Genomic DNA, 23,305 nt, shown 5'->3' on the forward strand with positions numbered 1-23,305 from the left:
CAGACCCGCCGGCCTGCATGGAAATTCCGCAACGCCGCGCGGCTCCGGCGATTTTTCGCCCGAGCGGTCGCCCCTGACACAGGGCTGACAAGCGCAGCGCACCGGTCAGCCCCCCTGCCCCGCGCACCCCAGCCAGACCGCGCTTGCCAGCATCCGCCGTACCACGCCGGGCTGGCCGCTCACCCCCATCCGTGCGAAGATCTGCTTGGAGCAGCTGCGCGCGGTCTCCAGGGTCCAGCCCAGCTCCTGCGCCGCCTCCGAAAGGCTCAGCCCGTCGCAGAGGCAGGCCGCGAGCCTGGCCTCGCTTCGGCTGAGGCCGAAAGCGGCACAGAGCTGCGCCAGGGGCAGCGCCCGGGCCGAGAGGGCATGGCGCACCCGGCCGACCAGCAGTGGCTCGCCCGCCGGGGCCTCGCGCCCGAGCATCAGCTCGACCCGCGGCGTGCGTGACAGCAGCACCGGCAGGGCCGCCCCCTCCGCCGCCTTCGCCAGCGCCAAGCGCAGCGCCGCCGCCTCGGGCTCGGGCAGGGGCAGCCGTCCGTCGGCGCGCAGCGGCAGGCCCATCGCCTCGAGCCGCTCCGTCAGACCCTCGGCGAGGGCGGTCACCTGCCCGGCGGGGGAGAAGAGCAGCCAGCCCGCGCCGAGATCGCCGGCCAACCCGCGGTCGAGCGCCGCCCGGGCGCGCGCCTGCTGCAGCTGCCGCCAGCCCCCCATGGCGAGGCCGAGATAGGGGGTGAGATTGGCCAGCTGCAGGCCGTCGACGGCGCGGAAATCCTCGCCGCGGCGGCGCAGGGCCAGCAGGACGCGGGCGCCCGGGGTGCCGCCAGACCCACCCGCCCCGCCGCGACCGAGGCGCCAGCGCAGGGCGCGCAGGGGCAGCGCCTCGCCTTGCCCCGCCGGCTCCCCCGCCCCCGGCTCCGGCAGGTCGACCTGCGAATAGACCCGGCCGCTGCGCATGCGCTCGACCACGCTCTCGGGCGGGCCTTCCCAGGCCGGGCCGATGTGCCAGCCCGACACCGGGCTGCCGGGCCAGAAAAGCCGCAAGAGCGCGCTCTCGGCCTGCGTGGCAGCGGCGAGCCGGGCGAGGAAATGCTGCCAGAGGCCCTCTTCACTCTCCCCGGCCTCTGCCCCCGATGTGCCCATGGATGCGGCAAAGAGCGCCGCGAGGATCTCGGTTTCGCCCGACATGTCCTGCCTTCTCGCCAGATACCCCCCATATGGGAGATTTTTCGCATCCGCAGCAAGGGTAGATGAGGCCTTCAGTACAGTTCCGACCAGAGGCCCCCCGATGGACACCAAGACCCTCACCCACCTGCAGCGCCTGGAAGCCGAAAGCATTCACATCCTGCGCGAGGTCGTCGCCGAGGCCGAGAACCCGGTCATGCTCTACAGCGTCGGCAAGGACAGCGCCGTCATGCTGCACCTGGCGAAAAAGGCCTTCTACCCCTCCCCGCCGCCCTTCCCGCTGCTGCATGTGGACACCACCTGGAAGTTCCAGGACATGTACAAGCTGCGCGACAAGGCCGCCGCCGACGCGGGCATGGAGCTGCTGGTCTACCAGAACCCCGAGGCGAAAGAGCGCGGCATCAACCCCTTCGACCACGGCGGTCTGCACACCGACATGTGGAAGACCGAAGGGCTGAAGCAGGCGCTCGACAAGTATGGCTTCGACGTGGCCTTCGGCGGCGCCCGCCGCGACGAGGAGAAATCCCGCGCCAAGGAGCGCGTCTTCTCCTTCCGCTCGGCCAACCACCGCTGGGATCCGAAGAACCAGCGCCCGGAACTCTGGCGGCTCTACAACGCCCGCAAGACCAAGGGCGAGAGCGTGCGGGTCTTCCCGATCTCCAACTGGACCGAACTCGACATCTGGCAGTACATCCACCTCGAGAACATCGAGATCGTGCCGCTCTATTTCTCGCAGCCGCGCCCGACGGTGGAACGCGACGGGCTGCTGCTGATGGTCGACGACGACCGCTTCCCGCTGAAGGACGGCGAAGAGCCGGTCATGCGCTCGATCCGCTTCCGCACGCTCGGCTGCTACCCGCTGACCGGCGCCGTGGAGAGCGAGGCGCAGACCCTGCCTGAGGTCATCCAGGAGATGCTGCTGACCACCACCTCGGAACGCCAGGGCCGGGCGATCGACCACGATCAGGCCGCCTCGATGGAGAAGAAGAAGCAGGAAGGCTATTTCTGAGCGCCGCGACAGCGCCGCGCCACCCTCCCCTTCCAGCCCCAGTTTTCAGGGACACGCCATGACCACCCAGGACCCCATCTACAAGACCGACGCGCTGATCGCCGAGGACATCGATGCCTATCTCGAGGCGCACCAGCACAAGACCATGCTGCGCTTCATCACCTGCGGCTCCGTCGATGACGGCAAGTCGACGCTGATCGGCCGCCTGCTCTACGACAGCAAGATGATCTTCGAGGACCAGCTCGCCGCGCTGGAATCCGACTCCAAGCGCTCGGGCACGCAAGGCGAAGAGATCGACTTCGCACTGCTCGTCGACGGGCTCGCCGCCGAGCGCGAGCAGGGCATCACCATCGACGTCGCCTACCGCTTCTTCGCCACCGAAAAGCGCAAGTTCATCGTCGCCGACACCCCCGGCCACGAGCAGTACACCCGCAACATGGTGACCGGCGCCTCGACCGCCGATCTCGCGGTGATCCTGATCGACGCGCGCAAGGGCGTGCTGACCCAGACCCGCCGCCACAGCTACATCGTCAACATGCTCGGCATCCGCCACGTGGTGCTGGCGGTCAACAAGATGGATCTGGTCGGCTACGAGCAGGAGACCTTCGAGCGCATCGTCGCCGACTACCGCGCCTTCGCCGAGAGCATCGGCATCGAGAGCTTCACCGCCATGCCGATCTCGGGCTTCAAGGGCGACAACATCACCGGCCCGAGCGAGAACACCCCCTGGTACGACGGCCCGGCGCTGCTGCCGCTGCTGGAAGAGGTCGAGGTCGAGGACACCCGCGACCAGGCCGGCCCGTTCCGCATGCAGGTGCAATGGGTGAACCGCCCCAACCTCGACTTCCGCGGCTTTGCCGGGATGATCGCCTCGGGCCAGCTGCGCCCGGGCGATCCGGTGCGGGTGCTGGCCTCGGGCAAGACCTCGACGGTGGCGCGCATCGTCAGCATGGACGGCGACAAGGATCTGGCGGTGGCCGGCGAGTCGGTCACCATCACCCTCGCCGACGAGATCGACTGCTCGCGCGGCCAGGTGATCGTCGCGGCGCAGGCGCCGCTCGAGGTCGCCGACCAGTTCGAGAGCACGATCGTCTGGATGGACGAAAGCGAGCTGGTGCCGGGCCGCGCCTACTGGCTGAAGATCGGCACCCAGACCGTTTCGGCCACCGTCGCCGAGCCCAAGTACGAGGTGAACGTCAACACCCAGGAGCACCTCGCGAGCAAGACGCTCGATCTCAACGCCATCGGCGTGGCCAATATCACCACCGACCGCGAGATCCCCTTTGCCCCCTACGCCGAGAACCGCGACCTCGGCGGCTTCATCCTGATCGACAAGCTGACCAACCACACGGTCGCCGCGGGGCTGCTGCATTTCGCGCTGCGCCGGGCGCAGAACGTGCATTGGCAGGCCACCGACATCGGCCGTGAGCACCACGCCTCGATGAAGCACCAGAAGCCCGCCGTGCTCTGGCTCACCGGCCTCTCGGGCTCGGGCAAGTCGACCATCGCCAATATCGTCGAGAAGAAGCTGGCGCGGATGAACCGCCACACCTTCCTTCTGGACGGCGACAACGTGCGCCATGGGCTCAACAAGGACCTCGGCTTCACCGAGGCCGACCGGGTGGAAAACATCCGCCGCGTCGGCGAGGTGGCCAAGCTGATGACCGACGCGGGTCTCATCGTGATCACCGCCTTTATCTCGCCGTTCCGCTCGGAGCGCGACATGGTGCGCGGCATGATGCAGCCGGGCGAATTCGTCGAGGTCTTCGTCGACACGCCGCTCGAGGTGGCCGAGGGCCGCGACGTGAAGGGTCTCTACGCCAAGGCCCGCGCGGGCCAGCTGAAGAACTTCACCGGCATCGACAGCCCCTACGAGCACCCGGAATCGCCGGAGCTGCGCATCGACACCACCGAGATGACGCCCGAGGAAGCCGCGGACCTGATCATCGCGCGGCTGATCCCGTAAGGGAGAGGCTCGCTGAAATACGAAAGGCCCCGGCGCAGCGCCGGGGCCTTTTTGCATGGCACGCCGGGCCCCTGCCCGGCGTGATCACGGATCCGTGCGAGGCCTGGTGGAAACTTTTCTCGGCAACCTTCCGTGTCTCCTCCGGTGCGACCACTGATGAGAGAGGAGATCACCAATGGCCCACCTGGCGCCTTCCTACCGGTCCTTCGAGACCTTCCTGTCCGGGGCTGATGCCTTCTGGACCGTCGACTTCACCGCCCTGAACAGCTCCGGCGTCAAGGCCTCCGCGGTCCTTACCATGGCCACCGAGGAGGATGGCAGCGCCTATCTCAACGTGGCCATCGCGGCCAGCGGGATGACCCCGTCGCAGACCCATGCGCAGCATATCCACGGGCTCTTCGACGAGGGCGGCAACCCGATCGACTCGACCGCCCCCACGCTGGCCGATGACGCCGATGCCGACGGCATGGTCGAGGTGATCGAGGGGCTCGGCCAATACGGCGACGTGCTGCTGCCGCTGGTCTCGGCCGCGGATGGCGCCATGCCCATGGCCGACAGCAGCGGCATGCTGGCCTTCGTCCAGAGCTACGACTTGGGCAATGACGAGAATTTCTTCAGCCCGGTGTCGATGACCGATTACACCGCCGAGGATCTCATGCCGCTGACCCTGCGCGAGATCGTGCTGCACGGGGTGCAGGTGCCTGACGGCATCGGCGAAGGCACCGGCGGCGAGGTCGACGGCGGCACCAACGGCTATACCGGCATCCTGCCCGCCGCCGCCGGCGACATCGAGAGCGCCAGCTTCGAGGAGGCCATGGCGCTCTTCGCCGCGCAGCGCGCCATGACCTCGGGGCGCATCACCCTGACCGAGGGCGACGACAGCTTCAACGCCGGCCCCGGCGATGACTTCATCGACGCCCGCGGCGGCAACGACAGCATCGCCGCCGGTGCCGACAATGACACGGTCTCGGGCGGCACCGGCCGCGACGTGCTGCATGGCGGCGCGGGAGAGGACCTCGTCGATGCCTCGGTCGAGGACGACAACTTGGCCGATGCCGCCGATGGCGGTGCCGCGGGCGGGCTGATGCTCTCGGACTACGACAACGGCCTCGCCGGGGGCGCGGGCAATGACGTGATCCGCGGCCGCGCCGGGGACGACATCCTCACCGGGGACGACGACAGCCGCGTCGCTGACGCGCTTGGCCTGACCTTCGACGCCAGCGCCGACGGCTCCGACACGATCTACGGCGGCGCCGGCAACGACGAGATCCACACCGGCAGCTGGGCCGACGGCGACCAGGGCCTGGTCAATGCCTCGACCGGCATGATGGCCGACTGGGCCTCGGGCGGCATGGGCAACGACATCCTGCGCGGCGCGGGCGGCAATGACACGCTCTACGGCGACCAGGGCGCGGACAACATCGGCGGCGGCGGCGGCGATGACATGATCTACGGCGATTTCGCCACCACGGGCAGCGCCGAGGTGGAAAGCGGTCAGATCATCCGCCTCTACCAGGCCGCCTTCGACCGCGCCCCCGACGCGGGGGGCTTCTACAACTGGACCGAACGGCTGGAGACCGGCGAGCTCTCGCTCGGGCAGGTGGCCTCGGGCTTCACCGGCAGCGCCGAGTTCACCCGCGACTACGGCGGGCTGGACAATGCCGCCTATGTCGACGCGCTCTACATGAACGTTCTGGACCGCGGCGCCGACGCGCAGGGTCTGGCGAACTGGACCGCCCGTCTCGACGGCGGCATGAGCCGGGCCGAGGTGCTGCTCGGCTTCTCCGAAAGCCCCGAGTTCCGCATGTCGATGGCCGATGACATCACCGACTGGGTGATGGAGCAGGGCACCGACGACGTGCTGATGGGCGATGGCGGGGCAAACACGCTCTCGGGCGGGCTGCTCTCGGACCGCTTCGTCTTTGGCGCCGAGGCCGGCAGCAGCCATGATGTGACCGATCTCGAGAGCTGGGACATGCTCGACTTCAGCGCCTTCGGCTACGGCAGCGCGGAGGCGGCCATGGAGCAGATGACCGAGGTCGGCGACGATCTGGTCTTCATGGATCAGGACGTCACGGTCACGCTGCACGACACGGCGATGGCCGATCTGAACGCCGGTATGGTGCTGGTCTGAGGCGGCGGGCCCTCCGGCCCAGCTCACCCCCCTCAATCCTCCAAGGGATCGCGGCCCCGCCGCGGTCCCTTTTTCATGCCCGGCGTGGTGAAAAGCACCAGAGAGTTCTGCCCTTTTCGTCAGAGGCACTGCCTCTGGCCGGACTCCCCATGGAGACGCGGCCCCTCGCTGCCCCTGGCGCGAGTGTCCACAGTGCGGACCACAGCGGCACTGCGCTGCGGCTCCGCCAACGACAGCTTCTGGAGTCCGCCAAAAGACGACGCACGACCCACATAGAAAAATCAGGTTAAAAACTCGACTTAGAGGGCAGCTCCACAACGCCCATCTTCAATCGCGTAGGCTTCCAATACGTATCGGCCCACCACGCCTCCTGAAACTATGCGGACTGCGATGAATTCCGGTTCTTCGATGTCTGTCTGCTGCTGCACAAATGGAATGACAAACGGCGCATAGTGATTGCAAAGCCCCAGCAAAAGATCATCCAAGTTGCCACCGCCGAACAAACCTTCTGGGACTGGATCAGGTTGTATGCGCATCTCAATGCCCTTGCCGTGAGACGCGTGGTCCAAGACACCAGTATCAACCAACTTCCACTCAATATCCTGCGCTGAGGCGTTCGAGGCAGCCAGAACCAATATGCTTGCTAGAACTCTACCGATCTTCATTGGAAACCCTTCTGGTGTAAGCTACTTAGACTTCCCTGTTTAGCCACCTTGCGGTCATTGAAGCAACGCGCAGTATCCGTAGCTGTGGGCTTCCCGTGTTGCCGTTCGCCGCGCGCTGCGCGAACGGCAGTGACCTGCCCCGAATCCCTGAAACAGATCGCCATGTGGTCAAAATGGCCGCAGCCCCCCGGAAATGCCGAAGCCTCCCAGCCCTTGCTTGACCGGTGCGGGAGCGGCTTCGCATAGTTGGGGTCAGGGAGCGGCCCCGAATGTTCTGGCAGCGCCGGGGCCGGGCAGAGCAGGCAGGGAAGACAAAAGATGAAAATCGTGATGACCGCAGAAGAGATCGCTCTGCTCGAGAATTTCATGCGCCAGAGCCAGAGCTACTTCGAGTTCGGCATGGGCGGCAGCACCTGCCTCGCGGCCCGCACCGTGCAGCGGCGGATCTCGGCGATCGACAGCGACCTGCAATGGGTGGAGAACGTGCGCAGCGCGATCGGCGCCGCGGCCCCGGCGGACAAGGAGATCGTCCTGAACCAGGTCGACATCGGCCGCACCGGTGAATGGGGCACCCCCATCGGGCGCGAGTCCGAGGACAAGTTCCCCGCCTATTCCAAGGCCATCCTCGCGCAGCCCGACGATGTCGATCTCTGCCTGGTCGACGGGCGCTTCCGGGTGTCATGCTTTCTCACCAGCCTGCTGCACCTGCGTCCGGATGCGGTGCTGGCCATCCATGACTACATCCGGCCCGAGTACTTCGAGATCGAGAGCTTTGCCCGGCCGATTGCCGGCGTCGACACGCTGAAGCTCTTCGTCCGCCGGGCAGACGCGGACCTCGCGGCGCTGCAGAGCCGCGCCGAGGCAACCCGGCTCGATCCGCGCTAGGCGCGGCCGGCCCCGGCGTCATCCGCGGGACAGGCGCTTTGCCTCTTCGTAGATCACCCGGTCGAGCCGCGTCAGCCGATCGAGCTCGGCGTCGATCTCGGGGGTGATCGCCTCGCGCACCACCTCTTCCATGTCCGGCAGGGCGCCATAGCTGCGCGACGAGCGGGCCCAGGGCAGCTCCTCGGGCATGGCGAGCCCGAGCCGGGCGCTCACCCGGCGGAAGAGCCCCGGCATGTCCTCGGTGATGCCCACCGTGTCGAACTCCGCCAGGTGGCTCAGCGCCGCGCTGAGCGCCTCCTCGTCGCTCAACCGCATCTCGCCGCGGGGGCCGACCCAATGCCGGCCAAGCAAGCTGCGGGCATAATAGTTGTCGGTGTCCGAGGGCAGCCCGCCGGTGCGGTGGCGCAGGAACTCCAGCAGCCCCAACTCCTTGGCCCTCCGCGGGCCGTGCAGGCCGCGCTCTTCGATCACCCGCCAGGAATGCGCCCGCCAAAAATAGTAGAGCGACAGGATCCGCGCCTTGGGCTCGCGCAGCAAGGTGATCGCGTAGCGCGGCGCCGGGATTAGCCGGAAGCGCTCGTAATCCATGTGCGCCGAGACATAGCGGTAGGCCGCCAGCTGCGCTGGATCGAGCCGGTCGAGGTTGCGCAGCCGCTCGGGGCAGATCGTCTCGCGCAGGAAGTGCGGTACCAGGAAATCGTGCAGCGAGGTGCCGCCGGTCTTCGGGAAGTGGAACAGCACCACCCGCTCGCGGATCGGCTCGGGCGGGCGCGGCGCCCCCCTGCCCCGGCCGAGCAGCCGTCCGGCCTTGTTTCGCAGCGAAACAATTCTGTCGAAGGTCAGCATCTCTTCACCTTCACCGTTGCGCCTTCACCCAGCCAAGGAAGGCGGCGTCGGCATTGCCGAGGCGCGGGCGGCCGGTCTCTTCCCACCAGCCGCGCCAGCGGGCGGCGAGCGCGTGGACGTCGGCGCCGGGACGCAGGGCGCGGGCGGCCTCGAAGGCATCCTCCGACAGATGCGGTCCGGTGGTGGTGGCCGCGCGAGTGGCGCGCAGGCGCTCGATGACGATGAGGTCGCCCGGCAGCTCGCGCAGCACGTAGTCCGGCAGCGTCGCCTCGGCGATCATCTTGCGCAGCGCGGCGCGGAACACCCGCAGCGGCGCGGCGGAGCCGGACTTCTTGTGCAATGTGCCGACCGAGACCTGCCAGCTCGCCTGCTTGCCGCAATGCTTGCGCGCCAGCTCGTAGAGGCGCCGCTCGAGCGGCTTGCGCAGGCGGAAGTAGTCGCGGCTGAGGGTCAGTACCGATTTTGCCAGCACCGCGCGGAACAGCCATTCCGAGAGCGTCACCGTCACCGAGATCATCCGCCCGCCGCGCGAGCGGCGCACGATCTCCCAGCTCTCGATGAGGCCGAAGCCGCGGGTGGTCTCGAGGCCGCCGGTGGTCATGTTGGTGGTGATGCGGGTGCCGGCGAGCCGCTCGAAGGCGTCCTTGAGCCGGGTGTAGCCGTCGCCCGAGGTGTCGCGATTGGTGGCGACCAGCAGGTCATGCGCCTTGAGCTGCAGCGTGCGCGAGACCTCGCGGCCGGCGTTCAACGCCGCCATCAGCTGGCTGACGCAGTAGATGAGGATGTCCTTGTCGTGGATCGTGGCGCGGCCCTTGACCGAGGGGATGACGTCGATCTGCGTGCCGTTGTGCGCGTAGCTCAGCAGCCGCCGGTCGGGCCGAGTCGAGAGCGAGAAGATCGGGTGCTCCATCGAGCCGAGATCGTCCTTGGGCGCGGCATCGAAGATGTCACAGACGAAGAAGTCGGCGGTCGGATGACGGTCGGGCAGCAGCCCGCCGCCGGAGTGGTCCGCCCCCTGCGCGGGAGGCTGTGTCGCTGCGCTCATCGTCTCGTCCTGCCTGCCCGGCCCCCGGTTTTTCGCGGCGGATCTGCGCCCGCCCGCTTTCGGGGTTTCAGTGACGCTCAGCCTAGTTTTATCCACAGTCCCCGTCCAGCCCGAGTTCGGGGGATCGGAGTCGCTTTGCCGTGGGTTCAGAGTCGGCTCAACGTGGGTTCAGAGTCGGAGCTGCGCGCAGCGATGCATTTTTGCCTTTCAGTATCAGGTGCTTAGAAAAGCACTTCCAAGACCGTAACGTATAAACTAACAAAAAATAACAACACCGCAGAAAAGGGCTGCCCTGGCTCGCAGCAATCTGCCCTCTCCCAAAGCCGCGAATTTGCTGAGAAAATCTGTAGATGTGCAGCTTTTGCTTTCATGTGCGCAGTTTTTCGTTATCCTGCAAAAAACGCCACACATAAAGGCCGAGCAGGGACATGAAAGCCGAGATCAAGACCGAGCTCCCCCCCTATTTCAACATCGATCCCGATGCCGCGCTGAGCGCCCTCGGCGGGCCCTTCGAGACCTCCGGGTTCTCCGCCATCGCCCAGGCCTGCGAGGCGGGCCGGGGCGATCTTGCCGGGCGCGGTCTCGAGGAGAACGGCGGCCGCAGCTTGCGGCTCTTCTCGACCTGGGAGATCACCCGCTATCTCATCCCCGTCGCCATGGGGCATTTCCGCCGGGTGCTGAAGCAGAATCCCGAGCTGCCGCAGGGCCGCTCCGAGACCGAGGGCGGCGCCAAGTGGTTCACCTTCGAGGAGGTGCTGCGGCTGCGCGCGCATTTTGCCGCCGGCGGATCGAAGACCAAGAACTACCTGCCCTGGCGCCCCGAGGGGCTGCCCGCCAAGATGGTCGCCGTGGCGAACTTCAAGGGCGGCGTCGGCAAGACCTCGACCTGCGCGCACTTGGCGATGTCGGCCGCGCTCGACGGCTACAAGGTGCTGGTGATCGACCTCGACAGCCAAGGCTCGATGACCTCGATCTTCGGCGGCAAGGTCGAGGACGAATGGCAGACGGTCTTCCCGCTGCTGGCGCGCCACTACGGTCGTCACCTGCGCGGCGAGAACCAGCGCCGGCTCGACCGCGGCGAGGCCCCCCTGCCGCTCGACGACACGCTGACCGAGGCGCTGGAGGTCAAGGCCCCGGACCTCGTGCAGAAGACCCATTGGCCGAACATCGATCTCATCGGCGCGCAGCTCAACCTCTACTGGGCCGAGTTCCAGATCCCGGTCTGGCGCATGCAGGGCCGCGGCTGGAAGCTCTGGGACGCGCTGACCGAAAGCCTCGAGGAAGACGGCATCCTCGACCAATACGACGTGATCTTCCTCGATACGCCCCCGGCCCTTGGCTACCTGACGATCAACGGGCTCGCCGCCGCCGACATCCTGCTGGTGCCGCTCGGCGCCTCCTTCCTCGAGTTCGACTCGACGGGGCGCTTCTTCGACATGCTGCATTCGACCTTCTCCTCGATCGAGGATGCCGAAAACATGGCCGCCCGGGCCCTGGGCCGCGACGGGCTGTCGTTCCAATGGGACGCGGTGCGCGCGGTGATCACCCGCTACGACGGCACCCAGCAGGCCGAGCTCGCGGCGCTGATGCAGGCCTACCTCGGTCCGGTGCTCTCGCCGCACCGGCAGGATTTCACCGCGCTCATCGGCCAGGCCGGCGAGCAGGTGCGCGGCATCTACGAGGCGGACTACCGCGACTTCAACCGCGAGACCTACGCCCGCGGCCGCGAGACCTTCGACGCCACCTACGCGGCGCTGAAGCAGCTGCTGCTCGGCAGCTGGCGGCGCGACGAACAGGCTCTGAAGGCCGCCGAATGAGACTCTGTTTCGCTGCGAAACAATTTTCTGCGCGACGGGCTTACCCCGTCTTAACCAAGTTCGGGCCGGCTTGTCGCCGGACCCTTTCCTGACAGGAGCAGACGGATGGCCAAGCGCAAGAGACTGACCCCGCTCGAGACCGGCCCGCAAAGCAGCGAGCCCGCAGCCGCGCTCGAGACCAAATCCATGTTCACCGCCCCGCGGCGGGCGGCGCCGATCGCCGACGTTGCGGCGGGGGCCGCGGCCAGCGCCGCGCTCGAGGAGCTGTCGGAACGCTGGGAGGCCGCGCGGCGCGAGGGCAAGCTGGTGCTGGAACTGCCCCTCGAGCAGATCGAGATGACCCACCTGGTGCGCGACCGCATCGCCGAGGATCCGGAGGAGGCGCAGGCCCTGCGCGACAGCCTGCGGGCGCGCGGCCAGCAGACGCCGATCGAGGTGGTCGCCCTGCCCGGCCGCGCCGCCTACGGGCTGCTCTCGGGCTGGCGCCGCTGCCGGGCGCTGGCGGCGCTGCGGGACGAGACCGGCGAGGCGCGCTTCGGCACGGTGCAGGCGCTGCTGCGCCGCCCCGAGGACGGCCACGCGGCCTATGTCGCGATGATCGAGGAGAACGAGATCCGCGCCAACCTCAGCCATTACGAGCGCGCGCGCATCGTGGTGAAGGCCGCCGAGCGCGGCGTCTTCGCCTCGGAGAAATCCGCCTTGGCCACGCTCTTCGCCTCGGTGCCGCGGGCGCGGCGCTCGAAGATCAATTCCTTCATCGCCATCGTGAAGAGCCTCGACCGGGCGCTGCGCTTCCCCGAGGCTCTGAGCGAGCGGGCCGGACTGGAGCTGGCGCAGCAGCTGCGCGACCGTCCGGGACTCGCGCAGGAGATCGCGCAGGCGCTGAAGGCCACGCCCCCCGCCGACGCCGCGACGGAGCGCGAGATCCTGACCCGCTGCATGGCGGCGAAGCCGGTCTCCGAGCCTGCGCCGATCCAGAGCCAAACCCCCGAGGTAGAGCCGAAGCCCGCGCCCGAGACCCTGGCGCAATGGCCGGGGCTCACCCTGCGCCGCCGCGGCTCACGGCTCGAGATCGACGGGCCGGGCGCGGATGCCGAGCTGGGCGCGGATCTCGCCGCCTGGCTCTCGGCCCGGTTTGGCGGATAAACACCATGACAGGCTCTGTTCCGGCATTTGTTTCGCTGCGAAACATTTTCGCGCGGCGCCGGGCAGGGCCTGTTACAAGACGGATCGCGCTGTAAGCGGGCCGGAAGACTGAAGGAGACGACGCGTGCTGCTGGGCCGGATCTACCGCATCTTCGAGCGCTATGCCGAGATGAACATCGCGCGGGATCTCCCGGGCACCTCGCTCACCGATGAAGGCGGCGCCGCCTACGGCGAGATCACCCGCATCGCCCTGCGTCGGCACCGTATCCATGTCGAGGGCTGGGCCGAGGCCGAGCGGATCGGGCTGGCGGTGAACCGCACCCGCGCCTGGACCGTGCCCGACCTGGTGCAGGGCGGCAGCGCGCGGCGCGGCTTTGCGCTCGACATTCCCTGCGAGACCGGGCCGATCGATCTCATTGCCGAGCGCGGCGAGGGTCTGCCCAAGGCCGGCCAGAGCCTGCCCGGCTTCTCCCGGGCCTCGCTTATGCGGGCGCGGCTGCCCATGGCGCTGCGCTTCGTCGCGACGCTGGGGGCGCTCGCGCCGGTGATCTACCGCTGGAAATGGCAGGGCGATCTCGGCGCGCGCGAGGTGGTCAAGGAGCGGCTCGGGCTGGTGCCGCGCTCGGAGGCGGTGGAGATGATCTCGGCGCTGCTGCCAGAGGCGCTGCCGCCTGCCCCGCCCGAGCGCGCCGCGACGCTGATCCTACCGGTCTACAATGCCTTGCACCTTCTGCCCGAGGCGCTGGAGCGGATCGCGACACATTCCGGCACGGGCTGGCGTCTGCTGCTGATCGACGACGCCTCGCCCGACCCCGAGGTGCTGCCCTTCCTGCGCGCCTGGGCCGAGGGGCGGCCCGAGGTCACCCTGCTGGAGAACCCCGAGAACCTCGGCTTCATCGGCACGGTCAACCGCGGCTTTACCGAGGCGCTGGCGCGCTGGCCCGAGGATCCGGTGGTGCTGGTCAATTCCGATGCCATGGTGCCCGCCGGCTGGCTGCCGCGGCTGCTGGCGCCACTGGCGGAGCCCGATGTCGCCTCGGTCACGCCGATGTCCAACGACGCCGAGATCTTCACCGTGCCGGTGATCTGCCAGCGCAACGATCTGGCGCCCGGCGACGTCGATGCGCTCGACCGCGTGGCGGCGGGGTTCGACCCGCGCGCCGGGCTCGCCGAGGCGCCCACCGGGGTCGGCTTCTGCATGGCGCTGGCGTCGCGCTTCCTTGCCCGCGTGCCACAGTTCGACACGGTCTTCGGCCGCGGCTACGGCGAGGAGAACGATTGGTGCCGCAAAGTGGCCGAGCTTGGCGGGCGGCATCTCTGCGCGCCCAATCTCTTCGTCGAGCACCGCGGCGGGCAATCCTTCGGCAGCGCCGACAAGCAGCGGCTGCTCGAGCGCAACCTGCGGGTGCTCGCCGGGCGCTACCCGGGCTATGACGCCGAGGTGCAGGAGTTCATCCGCCGCGACCCGCTCAACACCCCGCGGCTGGCGCTGGGGCTGGTGCTGGCGGCGCGGCGGCAGGCCGCGCTGCAGGCGGGGCCCGTGCCGGTCTACCTCGCCCATGCGCTCGGCGGCGGTGCCGAGACCTACCTGCAGGGGCGCATCGCGCAGGAGGTGGCCGCTGGCGGCGCGGCGCTGGTGCTGCGGGTCGGGCAGGGCCATCGCTGGAAGCTCGAGCTCTACGGGGCGACGGGGCTCACCCAGGGCCTGACCAACGATTTTGCCCTTGTCGAGAGACTGGTGGCGCTGCTGCCCGAGCGGCGCATCGTCTATTCCTGCGGCGTGCATGAACGCGATGCCTCGGAGCTGCCGGACCGGCTGCTGCAGCTGGCGGACCGCGAGGACGGGCAGGGCAGGCACCCGGTCGAGATCCTGCTGCACGACTTCTTCCCGGTGAGCCCCTCCTATACGCTGCTGGGCAAGGATGGCCTCTACCGCGGCGTGCCGGTGGCAGGCGGCCCGCTCGAGGCCGACCCGGCGCATGTCTACGAGCGGCCCGGCGGCAAGCGCGCCTCGCTGCGCGACTGGCAGGAGGCCTGGGGCCGGCTGATGCAGGCCGCCGAGCGGGTGGTGGTCTTCTCCGGCTCGAGCCGGGACATCCTGCTTCAGGCCTATCCGCAGATCGCGGGGCGCATCGCCGTGGTGCCGCATGTGCTGCCCGCCACGCCGCCGCGCATCGCGCCGGGTGCGGGGGCCGACGGCGCGCCGGTGATCGGCGTGCTGGGCAATATCGGCGAGCAGAAAGGCGTGGCGCTCTTGCAGGAGCTGAGCCGCGATCTGGCGCGCTCAGGCGCCGCGCGGCTGGTGGTGCTGGGCCATATCGATCCGTCCTACAAGCTCGCCCCGCCGAGCCTCGTGCATGGCAGCTACGAGCTGCGCGACCTGCCGGGGTTGGTGGCGCGCTACGGGATCTCGGGCTGGCTGATGCCCTCGATCTGGCCCGAGACCTTCTCCTTCACCACCCACGAGATGCTGGCCACCGGCCTGCCGGTGGTGAGCTTCGATCTCGGCGCCCAGGGCGAGGCGGTGGCCCGCGCCCTGGCGCAGGGCGCGCCCGGGGCGCTCTTGCCGGTGCCGCAGGGGACGCGTATGGAACCCGCCGATCTGCTGGCGGCGCTCGAGCGTCGGGGGGAGGCGCGCGGATCGGACCGAAGCAGCTTAGGATTTGCGGGATGAAGAGCTTCCTGAAGAAACGGATCGGCAGGAGCACCACGCCGGCCACCCCGCTGGAGACCCTGTCGCGCCCTGGCGGGCACGAGCGCCGGCTGCGGGCGCTCTACGGAGAGGATGCGGCCTATCTCGAAACCGGGCCGGTCTTCGACAAGCCGCTGGTGATTGTCGGTTTCACCAACCGTTCGGGTTCGAATCTGCTGGTGGATTACGTCCGCCAGGCGGGCCGGGCGAATGGCGGCGGCGAATACCTCAATGGCGACGTGCTGGAGACCCTGCACGCGCAGCACGGGTTCAAGCGCTTCCCCGGCTACCTGCTCTTTCTCTACAAGACCCAGTGTAAGCCGGGGCAGAGCCTGATGCTCAAGGCGTCCTGGGACCAACTGGCGATGCTGGTGCGGCTCAACATTCCTGCGATGTTCCCCTCGGTGACGGTGCTGCACACTCAGCGCGGCGATCTTCTGGCGCAGGCGGTGTCCTATTCCATCGCGCTGCAGACCGGGCGCTGGACGAGCCTGCAGGGCGAGTCCGAGGTGGAGCCCACCTTCGAGTTCGACAAGATTCTGCGCGCGATGGAGGGCTTCCAGAGATCCAACCTGCTGATCGACCTGATCTGCCGCACGCATGGCTTCCCGCGCATTCCGATCGGCTACGAGCAGGACACGCACGACCCCGCGGCGGTTGGCGGGCTGCTGCAGCAGGCCGGGCTGGCGGCACCGGGCTGGCAGCCCGGTCCGCCAAAACTGAAAAAGCAGCGCGACGGGCGCAATGCCGAGTTCGAGGCCCGTTTCCTAGAGGAGTGCCGTGGGGCCTTCGGACGCGCCTAGCGGGTCAGGATCTCGGCATGGTAGCGCCAGAGCAGCAGCAACCCGAGGGTCAGGCTGATCAGCGCGATCGAGAGCACGTAGACCGGCGAGGCGTAGCTGGCGTCATAGGTCGGGTAGAAGCCTTTGCGCATGATGCCGACCACATGCACCAGCGGATTGTACCACAGGTAGCTCTGGTAGGGATCGGGGATGGTCTCGTAGAGGAAGAACACCCCCGAGACCAGGAACAGCGGCTGCATCACGATGCCCCAGGCCTTCTGCGCCAGCGGAAAGCGGGTGAAGACGTAGCAGGTCAGCGTGCCGAGCCCGAGCCCGAGCAGCGCCGCCATGGCGAAACTTTCGAAGATATGCACGAAATCCAGCGTCACCCGGGTCTCGTAGATCAGCATGATGCCGCCGAAGATCAGGTAGCTGACCAGCAGCTTGGTCATCACAGCCAAGATGAAGCGCCCGGCGATGGCATCGATGAAGGTCACGGTGGGATAGGCCAGCAGCGGCTTTGAGAAATTCAGCGCGCTGGAGATTTTGCCCTGCAGGTCGATGTACATGACGAAGGGCATCATGCCGGTGGCGTAGAACATCGGGAAGCTGACCCCGAGGCTGGGGTTGCGCAGGAAGGCCGAGAAGGCCAGCGAGAGCATCACGATGCCGCCGATCGGCTCGAGGATGGCCCAGATGTAGCCACCCGGCGAGCGGCCGTAGCTGGTGGCCATCTCGCGCAGGATCAGCGCCGCGATGGAGCGTGCCCCGGGAAACGAGCGGCGGCCCGAGACGGTGCCGCGGGCAGGGGTCTGGGGGGGCGGCGCAAAACCTTCGGTGCTCATGCGGGGGGCCTTTTGGAAACTGGTATCTTGTGCGTCTGAGGTGTATTAGCATCACGTCGAAGTAAATGACATTCCCATGGGGCCCGTTTGACACAACCCGCCAAGGATCAGACTGCGCCGCAGCCGCAGCAGGGGGGGCAGGCCCCCGCCCAGCCCACTCCAGCCCAGCCCAATTCCGCGCAGCCCGGTCCTGCAGGCGCTCCGGAGCAGAAGGCTGTGCCGCGCCCCGCCGTGGTACCCACACCGGGACCAAACCCGTCTCCGCAGCCCGGCCCGAAACCCGCGGCGCAATCGGCCCTGCCGTCCCGCCCGCCGGCGGGGGCCGCGAAACCGCGGCGTCGGCACAAGCTGATGCTGCTGAGCTTCCTGGGCTGTGTCGTGCTGCCGGGTATTCTCACCGCGCTCTACCTGTGGCTGGTGGCGGCGGATCAATACGCCTCGAAGGTCGGTTTCACCGTGCGCCAGGAGGACGCCGCCTCGGCAGTCGACTTGCTGGGGGGGCTGACGAACCTCTCGAGCTCGAGCTCCTCGGACACCGACATCCTCTACGAGTTCATCCAGAGCCAGAAGCTGGTCTCGGATATCGACAAGAAGATTGACCTGCATGCGATCTGGTCGCCCGAGGGCTGGGACCCGGTGTTCAAGCTCGAGAAGAACGCCTCGATCGAGCAGCTTCTGGCCTATTGGGGTGACATGGTCCGCATCTCCTACAGCTCGGGGCTGATCGAGATCGAGGTGCGCGCCTTCCGTCCCGAGGATGCGACGCTGATCGCCCAGACCCTGCTCGACGAGAGCGCGGACGTGATCAACGAGCTCAGCGCCGTGGCCCGGGCCGATGCGATCAGCTATTCGCGCGACGAGCTCGAAGAGGCGGTCGAGAAGCTCAAGGTGGCGCGCGAGACGGTCACCCGCTTCCGCAACGAGACCCAGATCATCGACCCGCAGATCGACCTGCAGAGCCAAGCCGGGCTGCTCAGCAACCTGCAGGCCCAGGAAGCCGAGCAGATCATCGAGCTTGACCTCTTGCGCGAGACCTCGCAGCAGAACGACCCGCGCGTCGCCCAGGCAGAGCGCCGGCTCGACGTGATCCGCGCGCGCATCTCGGCTGAGCGCCAGAAGCTCGGCTTCGAGGGCTCGGGGGCGAACGGCCAGGTCTTTGCCGATCTCGTGGGCGACTATGAGCGGCTCTCGGTCGACCGGGAGTTCGCCGAGCGGGCGTACCTCTCGGCGCTGGCTGCCTATGACAGCGCGCTCGCCGAGGCCAAGCGCAAGAGCCGCTATCTTGCCGCCTACATGAAGCCGACCAGCGCCGAGACCGCGGAATACCCGAGCCGGGGTACGCTGTTGATGGTGGTCACGCTCTTCCTCTTCCTGCTCTGGTCGACCTCGGTGCTGGTGGCCTATTCGGTCAAGGACCGCCGCTGAGGGCGCGCCGGAGATGATCCGCTTCGAGAATGTCAGCAAGACCTTCGTCATGGAAGGCAAGCGCAAGACTATCATGGAGAATGTCTCCATGATCTTCCCCACCGGTCGTTCGGTGGGGCTCTTGGGGCGCAATGGCGCGGGCAAGTCGACGCTGCTGCAAATGATTGCTGGCACCATGCCGCCCACCTCGGGCCGGATCCGATCCTCTGGCTCGATCTCCTGGCCGGTGGGCTTTGCCGGCTCCTTCCACCCGGAACTGAGCGGCGCGCAGAATTGCCGCTTCATCGGGCGGATCTACGGCGTCGACACCGACGAGCTGATTGCTTTTGTTGAGGACTTCGCCGGGCTCGGGGTGCATTTCCACCTGCCGCTGAAGACCTATTCCTCGGGGATGAAATCGCGACTCGCCTTCGGCACCTCCATGGGCATCGCCTTTGACACCTACCTCGTGGACGAGATCACCGCGGTGGGGGATGCCTCGTTTCGCGCGCGCAGCGATGCGCTCTTCAAGGAGCGTATGCGCAACGCCGGATCGGTGGTGGTGAGCCATTCGATGGGGCAAATTCGCCAGCTTTGCGACGCGGTGGTGATCCTCGAGGAGGGGCACCTGACCTTCCACGACGACGTCGACCGGGGCATCCGCGAGCACGAGGAGAACATGAAGCGGCGCGCCTGAACCTGCCCGCCGCCTGGTCATATTGCCCCTGATTAGAGCCTGTTTCGCTTACACCCGCCCCAGCGCTGCAGCGAGGTAGAGGCTCGCCGTGGTCAGCCGGGTCTGCCGGTGCAGGCCGAGTCGGCGGAAGGTCAGCATCCGTGACAGCCCCGGATGCGGACGCTCCGCGCGCAGGGTTTCGATCAGGGCGCGGTTCTCCGGTGTGAGCAGCCCTGAGACCCGGTCGAGGGCCGCGAGGTTGGCGGCCATCCAGTTCGCGTAGGTCCGCCCCAGCACCTGCCGCGCCCGCAGCAGCCGCGCCGAGAGACCCTGATGCGCGCCCATCGCGTTGCTGAGGTGCTGGCGGTAGTAGAGCACCTTGGCCGGGTCGATGACGATCTCGCCGCCGGCGCCGCTGACCAGCTGGTAGAGCCACCAGTCGTGGTAGGGGATGCCCTCGGGCACGCCCGCGCGGCGCACCAGTTCGAGCGCCCCGGCGCTGAGCGTGGCGCTGTGTCCGCTCACCACGTTCTGGGTCAGCGCATTGCCGAAACAGGGCCTGCCGCGTGGCGGGCGCGAGCCGCCGATGCGGCGCAGCGCCTGGTCGGTGTGGATGCTCTGCGCGCCGTAGAGCGCCACCGGCCCAGCATTCTTCAGCGCCGCGAGCGCCAGCGCCAGCTTGCCGGGCAGCCAGACGTCGTCCTGATCCGAGAGCGCGACCGGACCGGCGGGCAGCTCGGGGTGGCACAGCAGCGACAGGAAGTTGGCGGCATGGCCACGCCGCGGCCCCGCGACGATGCGCACCTCGCGGCGAGGCCTCTCGGCGGCGCGGAAGGCCTCGAGGATCGCCAGCGTGGCATCGCTGGAGCCGTCGTCGCTGACCCAGAGATCCCAGGCCTCATGGGTCTGCGCCCGGTAGGAGTCGAGCTGCTCCTGCAGGTGCGCGGCGCCGTTCCAGGTGGCCAGCAGGATGGTGATCCGGATCTGCCCCGAGGGGGGCTGGGGCGCGCGCATGGAGGGTCTCTTTGCCGGGGCTCTTGCCCTAGGTCATGCCGGAGCGCGGCGGGGCGCGCAACCGCGCGCGGCAGTTCGAGACAATGCGAGACATTTTGCGCGGATTTCAGGGCACGGCGTTAACCACGTGGCGAGGGTCGCGCGGGCATAGCTGGAGCTCATGCCGGTCAGGACCGAGGAGCCGAGATGGCGCAGCTCCGCCATGTGACGACGCAGTTTGCCGGGGGCGCACTCGCTCCGGCGGGCGCGGCACAGATGGTGGGGATATCGGCGCTGCGGGCGTGGCCTGCGGAGGGCGGCCTGCATCTCTACAGCGCCGGGTCCGGGCTGCTGGGCTGGTCGGCGGGGCTGGGGATCACCGCGGTCCAGGGCTATGCAGGCTCTTATTCTGGGCTTCCCGCCCCACGCCGGCTGCTGGCCGCAGAGATCGGCGGCGAAGATCTGCTGCTGGTGCCGGGCGGCGGCGCCGCGGGGATCGAGGGCTGGCGGCTCGGCGCGGGTGGCGCGCTCGCGGAGCGGGTTTCGCTGCGATACGGCGATGGCGCGGCGCGGGCGCTGGCGGATCTGGCGGTGCGTCCGGGGCAGGGCGGCGGCGCCGTTCTTCTGGTCGGCGCGGTGCTGCAGGGCAGCGGGATCGAGGTCTGGCAGGCCGGATCCGGGGGCGTGCTGCGCGCGGTGGCCGCGGCCCGGGACATCGGCCCGATCTCGGCGCTGGCGGTGGCGGAGCTTGGCGCGCAGGGCCGGGTGCTGGCGCTCTCGCCCGGGGAAAACAGTCTCTATTCCTGGGAAATATTCCCCTCCGGCGCGCTCGGCGACATGCGCCAGCTGCGGGTGTACGACGGGCTCTTTCTCGACACGCCGTCCCTGCTCGAGGTCACCCGGGTGGCCGGGCAGAGCTATGCGCTGATCGGCGCGGGTTCGGGGCACCTGGCGGTGGTGGCGCTGGCGGCGGAGGGCGGTATGCGGGTCACCGATCTTGTCGGCGACGATCTGGACACGCGCTTTGCCGGGGTCACCGCGCTGGCCAGCCTCACGGTGGACGGACAGCTCTACCTGGTGGCGGGTGGCCGCGACGACGGCCTCAGTCTGCTGACCCTGCTGCCGGGCGGGCGGTTGCTGCACCTGGCAACGCTGGCCGATGACGCGGGCATGGCGCTGAGCGATCCCGCCGCGCTGGCTCTGGCGCGCAGCGGCAGGGGGGCCGGCACCGCGCTCGAGGTCTACGTCGCCGGCGGCTGGCCCGAGGGGCCGCCGGGCGCCGGGGGCGGGATCAGCCTGCTGCGCGCCGAGCTGGGGCAGATCGGCGCAAGGCTGCAGCTTGGCGCCGGGGCGGACATCTGGCAGGGCGGCGTAGGCAACGACCAGGTCGCGGGCGGGGCAGGCGATGACACGCTGCGCGGCGGCGCCGGGGATGACGTGCTGATCGACGGGCCGGGGCGGGACCGGCTGCACGGCGGCGCCGGGGCGGATGTCTTCGTGATCGGCGGCGATGGCGAGCTTGACCGGATCGACGATTTCGAGCCGGGGGTGGATCGCATCGACCTCTCGGCCATGGGGCGGTTCTACACGGTGGCGGCGCTGACCATCACCCCCAGTTCCACCGGCGCGCGGATCAAGATCGGCGGGGATGTGCTGCAGGTGCGCAGCGCCGCGGGCACCCCGCTCTCGGCGGCGGATTTCGACATCGGGGACCTGCGCGACCTGTGGCATCTGGACACCAGCCCGATCCCCGAGCCGCAGCCGGTGGAGGAGGTGCCGGAGGAGGAAGAGCCCGGATCAGAGCCTGAACCGCCGGACGAGCCGCCAGAAGAGTCGCCGGGGGAAGGTCCGGGGGGCTCTCCGGGGGAAACTCCGGGCGGAACGCCGACCGCCGCCGGCAGCCTGCTGCTCGGCGGGCCTGGGGACGATGTGCTGAGCGGCGCGGTGAGCGATCCCGGCTTCGATGCGGTCGCGGCGTCGGTCTACCGGCTCTACCGCGCCACGCTGGACCGTGCCCCCGACGCGACCGGGCTTTGGAACTGGAGCACGCGGCTGCTCTCGGGCGAGCGCGATCTTGTCTCGGTGGCGGCGGGATTCACCGGCGCGCCCGAGTTCCGCCAGACCTATGGCGCCCCCGATGACGCCGGTTTCGTGACGCTGCTCTATCGCAACGTGCTGGGCCGGGAGCCCGAGCCGCAGGGGCTGGGCAATTGGACCGCGCGGCTCGAGGCAGGCCTGAGCCGCGAGCGGGTGGTGCTGGGGTTTTCCGAAAGCCCCGAGTTCATCGCCGCCAGTGCCGCGGGGGCGGCCGGGCACAGCCGCGAGGCGCTGCAGCAGGGCTGGGTGGATGATGTCTTCCGGCTCTACCAGGCGGTTCTGGACCGCGCCCCCGACCTGCCGGGTCTGCTGAACTGGAGCGCCCGGCTGGCGCAGGGCCGGCCGTTTCTCGAGGTGGTCGAGGGGTTCACCGCCAGCGCCGAGTTCCGCCAGAGCTACGGCGCGCTCGACGCGGCGGGCTTTGTCGCGCAGCTCTATCGCAACGTGCTGGGCCGCGAGGGCGACGCGCCGGGGCAGGCCAACTGGACCGCGCGGCTCGAGGCGGGGATGACCCGCGCCGAGGTGGTGCGCGGCTTTTCCCAGAGCGCCGAGTTCACCGCCCGCAGCGCCCCGGACCTGCTGGCTTTCCTGCGCGGGCCCGGAGAGGACGACCTGCTCGACGGCGACGGCGGCGCCAACCTGCTGGTCGGCGGCATGCTCTCGGACCGCTTCGTCTTTCGCGCCGAGGCGCGGGGCACCCATGTGGTGGCCGATCTCGAACGCTGGGACCTGCTGGTCTTCGAGGGCTTCGGTTTCGGCTCGGCGGCGGAGGTCCGGGCGCATCTGGAGCAGGGGGAGCAGGGGGTGGCGTTTTCCGCCCAAGGCAGCAGCGTCACCCTGCAGGGGGTGCTTCAATCTGATATTCACGATGACATGTTGCTGGTCTAGGGCCGGCCAGTGCCAAGCCAGTGTCGGGCCAGCGTCATGCCAGAGCCGGGCCCGTACGGGGCGCGTGCGAAACCCCGCCAAGTTTGTGGTCGATGAGGGGGGAGTGAGCTAGCTTTGGCAGGTTAGGCCTACCTGTAAGCCAGGCTTCCAGGGTTTCAGAGTTCAGAAGTTCGGAATTTCCCAAGCACCAGAGTAGAAAAACGAAGGACATCATGTCGACCCAGACCCCCACC

17 protein-coding genes are annotated in these 23,305 nt (G+C 68.6%); 11 read left to right on the forward strand and 6 right to left on the reverse strand.

Annotation, left to right across the window (positions count from 1 at the left end):
* Positions 1 to 105 precede the first annotated feature (105 nt).
* Positions 106 to 1,185 (reverse strand): helix-turn-helix transcriptional regulator, encoded by a 1,080-nt coding sequence (locus tag CEW88_RS23580; protein ID WP_108970831.1) that lies wholly within the window; start codon positions 1,183 to 1,185, stop codon positions 106 to 108.
* 100 nt (positions 1,186 to 1,285) lie between these two features.
* Between CEW88_RS23580 and cysD the strand changes: the two genes are divergently transcribed.
* The 3 genes from cysD (at position 1,286) to CEW88_RS23595 (ending at position 6,291) form a co-directional block, all read left to right on the forward strand.
* Positions 1,286 to 2,191, forward strand: a complete 906-nt coding sequence (cysD, locus tag CEW88_RS23585) for a sulfate adenylyltransferase subunit CysD (RefSeq protein WP_108970832.1) — start codon at positions 1,286 to 1,288, stop codon at positions 2,189 to 2,191.
* 58 nt (positions 2,192 to 2,249) lie between these two features.
* Positions 2,250 to 4,157, forward strand: coding sequence for a sulfate adenylyltransferase subunit CysN (gene cysN, locus CEW88_RS23590; RefSeq protein ID WP_108970833.1), 1,908 nt, complete (start codon positions 2,250 to 2,252; stop codon positions 4,155 to 4,157).
* Positions 4,158 to 4,332: 175 nt separating this feature from the next.
* The gene (locus CEW88_RS23595; protein WP_108970834.1) at positions 4,333 to 6,291 is read left to right on the forward strand and encodes a DUF4214 domain-containing protein; all 1,959 of its coding nucleotides are present in this window, start codon (positions 4,333 to 4,335) and stop codon (positions 6,289 to 6,291) included.
* Positions 6,292 to 6,590: 299 nt separating this feature from the next.
* Here CEW88_RS23595 and CEW88_RS23600 read toward each other — a convergent pair whose 3' ends face one another.
* Complete coding sequence (locus CEW88_RS23600) at positions 6,591 to 6,956, reverse strand: hypothetical protein (RefSeq protein ID WP_108970835.1); 366 nt, start codon at positions 6,954 to 6,956, stop codon at positions 6,591 to 6,593.
* 318 nt (positions 6,957 to 7,274) lie between these two features.
* On the opposite strand from CEW88_RS23600, the gene CEW88_RS23605 reads away from it, so the two are divergent.
* Positions 7,275 to 7,841 (forward strand): hypothetical protein, encoded by a 567-nt coding sequence (locus CEW88_RS23605; protein ID WP_108970836.1) that lies wholly within the window; start codon positions 7,275 to 7,277, stop codon positions 7,839 to 7,841.
* 18 nt (positions 7,842 to 7,859) lie between these two features.
* On the opposite strand, the gene CEW88_RS23610 is transcribed toward CEW88_RS23605, so the two are convergent.
* Both CEW88_RS23610 and CEW88_RS23615 read right to left on the reverse strand, forming a co-directional pair.
* Positions 7,860 to 8,687: a sulfotransferase family 2 domain-containing protein gene (locus tag CEW88_RS23610; protein ID WP_108970837.1), complete on the reverse strand. Its 828-nt coding sequence runs from the start codon at positions 8,685 to 8,687 to the stop codon at positions 7,860 to 7,862.
* A 10-nt stretch (positions 8,688 to 8,697) separates the two neighbouring features.
* Positions 8,698 to 9,732: a replication initiator protein A gene (locus CEW88_RS23615; protein WP_108970838.1), complete on the reverse strand. Its 1,035-nt coding sequence runs from the start codon at positions 9,730 to 9,732 to the stop codon at positions 8,698 to 8,700.
* A 428-nt stretch (positions 9,733 to 10,160) separates the two neighbouring features.
* Here CEW88_RS23615 and CEW88_RS23620 point away from each other — a divergent pair, with 428 nt between their 5' ends.
* The 4 genes from CEW88_RS23620 (at position 10,161) to CEW88_RS23635 (ending at position 16,190) form a co-directional block, all read left to right on the forward strand.
* Positions 10,161 to 11,549: an AAA family ATPase gene (locus tag CEW88_RS23620; RefSeq protein ID WP_108970839.1), complete on the forward strand. Its 1,389-nt coding sequence runs from the start codon at positions 10,161 to 10,163 to the stop codon at positions 11,547 to 11,549.
* A 105-nt stretch (positions 11,550 to 11,654) separates the two neighbouring features.
* Complete coding sequence (locus tag CEW88_RS23625; RefSeq protein WP_108970840.1) at positions 11,655 to 12,695, forward strand: ParB N-terminal domain-containing protein; 1,041 nt, start codon at positions 11,655 to 11,657, stop codon at positions 12,693 to 12,695.
* 124 nt (positions 12,696 to 12,819) lie between these two features.
* Positions 12,820 to 15,369: a glycosyltransferase gene (locus CEW88_RS23630; protein WP_108970841.1), complete on the forward strand. Its 2,550-nt coding sequence runs from the start codon at positions 12,820 to 12,822 to the stop codon at positions 15,367 to 15,369.
* Positions 15,366 to 16,190: a Stf0 family sulfotransferase gene (locus tag CEW88_RS23635; protein WP_108970842.1), complete on the forward strand. Its 825-nt coding sequence runs from the start codon at positions 15,366 to 15,368 to the stop codon at positions 16,188 to 16,190. Before CEW88_RS23630 ends, CEW88_RS23635 begins: the two co-directional genes overlap by 4 nt.
* Here the strand turns inward: CEW88_RS23635 and CEW88_RS23640 are convergent.
* Positions 16,187 to 17,014 (reverse strand): ABC transporter permease, encoded by an 828-nt coding sequence (locus CEW88_RS23640; RefSeq protein ID WP_108970843.1) that lies wholly within the window; start codon positions 17,012 to 17,014, stop codon positions 16,187 to 16,189. The two genes, CEW88_RS23635 and CEW88_RS23640, sit on opposite strands and share 4 nt — an antisense overlap.
* Positions 17,015 to 17,365: 351 nt before the next feature.
* Between CEW88_RS23640 and CEW88_RS23645 the strand changes: the two genes are divergently transcribed.
* Together CEW88_RS23645 and CEW88_RS23650 are read left to right on the forward strand one after the other, a co-directional pair.
* Positions 17,366 to 18,439, forward strand: a complete 1,074-nt coding sequence (locus CEW88_RS23645; protein ID WP_254694600.1) for a hypothetical protein — start codon at positions 17,366 to 17,368, stop codon at positions 18,437 to 18,439.
* 13 nt (positions 18,440 to 18,452) lie between these two features.
* A complete protein-coding gene (locus CEW88_RS23650; protein ID WP_108970844.1) occupies positions 18,453 to 19,115 on the forward strand; it encodes an ABC transporter ATP-binding protein in 663 nt (220 codons plus the stop codon).
* 48 nt (positions 19,116 to 19,163) lie between these two features.
* Here the strand turns inward: CEW88_RS23650 and CEW88_RS23655 are convergent, their stop codons facing one another.
* Positions 19,164 to 20,108, reverse strand: a complete 945-nt coding sequence (locus tag CEW88_RS23655) for a glycosyltransferase (protein ID WP_108970845.1) — start codon at positions 20,106 to 20,108, stop codon at positions 19,164 to 19,166.
* A 186-nt stretch (positions 20,109 to 20,294) separates the two neighbouring features.
* Between CEW88_RS23655 and CEW88_RS23660 the strand changes: the two genes are divergently transcribed.
* The gene (locus tag CEW88_RS23660; protein WP_108970846.1) at positions 20,295 to 23,072 is read left to right on the forward strand and encodes a DUF4214 domain-containing protein; all 2,778 of its coding nucleotides are present in this window, start codon (positions 20,295 to 20,297) and stop codon (positions 23,070 to 23,072) included.
* Positions 23,073 to 23,305: the final 233 nt, after the last annotated feature.

The organism is Alloyangia pacifica, assembly GCF_003111685.1.
Classification (GTDB): domain Bacteria; phylum Pseudomonadota; class Alphaproteobacteria; order Rhodobacterales; family Rhodobacteraceae; genus Salipiger; species Salipiger pacificus_A.

Coding starts and splice junctions, on each gene's coding strand:
- CEW88_RS23580 (WP_108970831.1), bottom strand. CDS start 1,185: ATGTCGGGCGAAACCGAGATCCTCGCGGCGCTCTTTGCCGCATCCATG.
- cysD (WP_108970832.1), top strand. CDS start 1,286: ATGGACACCAAGACCCTCACCCACCTGCAGCGCCTGGAAGCCGAAAGC.
- cysN (WP_108970833.1), top strand. CDS start 2,250: ATGACCACCCAGGACCCCATCTACAAGACCGACGCGCTGATCGCCGAG.
- CEW88_RS23595 (WP_108970834.1), top strand. CDS start 4,333: ATGGCCCACCTGGCGCCTTCCTACCGGTCCTTCGAGACCTTCCTGTCC.
- CEW88_RS23600 (WP_108970835.1), bottom strand. CDS start 6,956: ATGAAGATCGGTAGAGTTCTAGCAAGCATATTGGTTCTGGCTGCCTCG.
- CEW88_RS23605 (WP_108970836.1), top strand. CDS start 7,275: ATGAAAATCGTGATGACCGCAGAAGAGATCGCTCTGCTCGAGAATTTC.
- CEW88_RS23610 (WP_108970837.1), bottom strand. CDS start 8,687: ATGCTGACCTTCGACAGAATTGTTTCGCTGCGAAACAAGGCCGGACGG.
- CEW88_RS23615 (WP_108970838.1), bottom strand. CDS start 9,732: ATGAGCGCAGCGACACAGCCTCCCGCGCAGGGGGCGGACCACTCCGGC.
- CEW88_RS23620 (WP_108970839.1), top strand. CDS start 10,161: ATGAAAGCCGAGATCAAGACCGAGCTCCCCCCCTATTTCAACATCGAT.
- CEW88_RS23625 (WP_108970840.1), top strand. CDS start 11,655: ATGGCCAAGCGCAAGAGACTGACCCCGCTCGAGACCGGCCCGCAAAGC.
- CEW88_RS23635 (WP_108970842.1), top strand. CDS start 15,366: ATGAAGAGCTTCCTGAAGAAACGGATCGGCAGGAGCACCACGCCGGCC.
- CEW88_RS23640 (WP_108970843.1), bottom strand. CDS start 17,014: ATGAGCACCGAAGGTTTTGCGCCGCCCCCCCAGACCCCTGCCCGCGGC.
- CEW88_RS23645 (WP_254694600.1), top strand. CDS start 17,366: ATGCTGCTGAGCTTCCTGGGCTGTGTCGTGCTGCCGGGTATTCTCACC.
- CEW88_RS23650 (WP_108970844.1), top strand. CDS start 18,453: ATGATCCGCTTCGAGAATGTCAGCAAGACCTTCGTCATGGAAGGCAAG.
- CEW88_RS23655 (WP_108970845.1), bottom strand. CDS start 20,108: ATGCGCGCGCCCCAGCCCCCCTCGGGGCAGATCCGGATCACCATCCTG.
- CEW88_RS23660 (WP_108970846.1), top strand. CDS start 20,295: ATGGCGCAGCTCCGCCATGTGACGACGCAGTTTGCCGGGGGCGCACTC.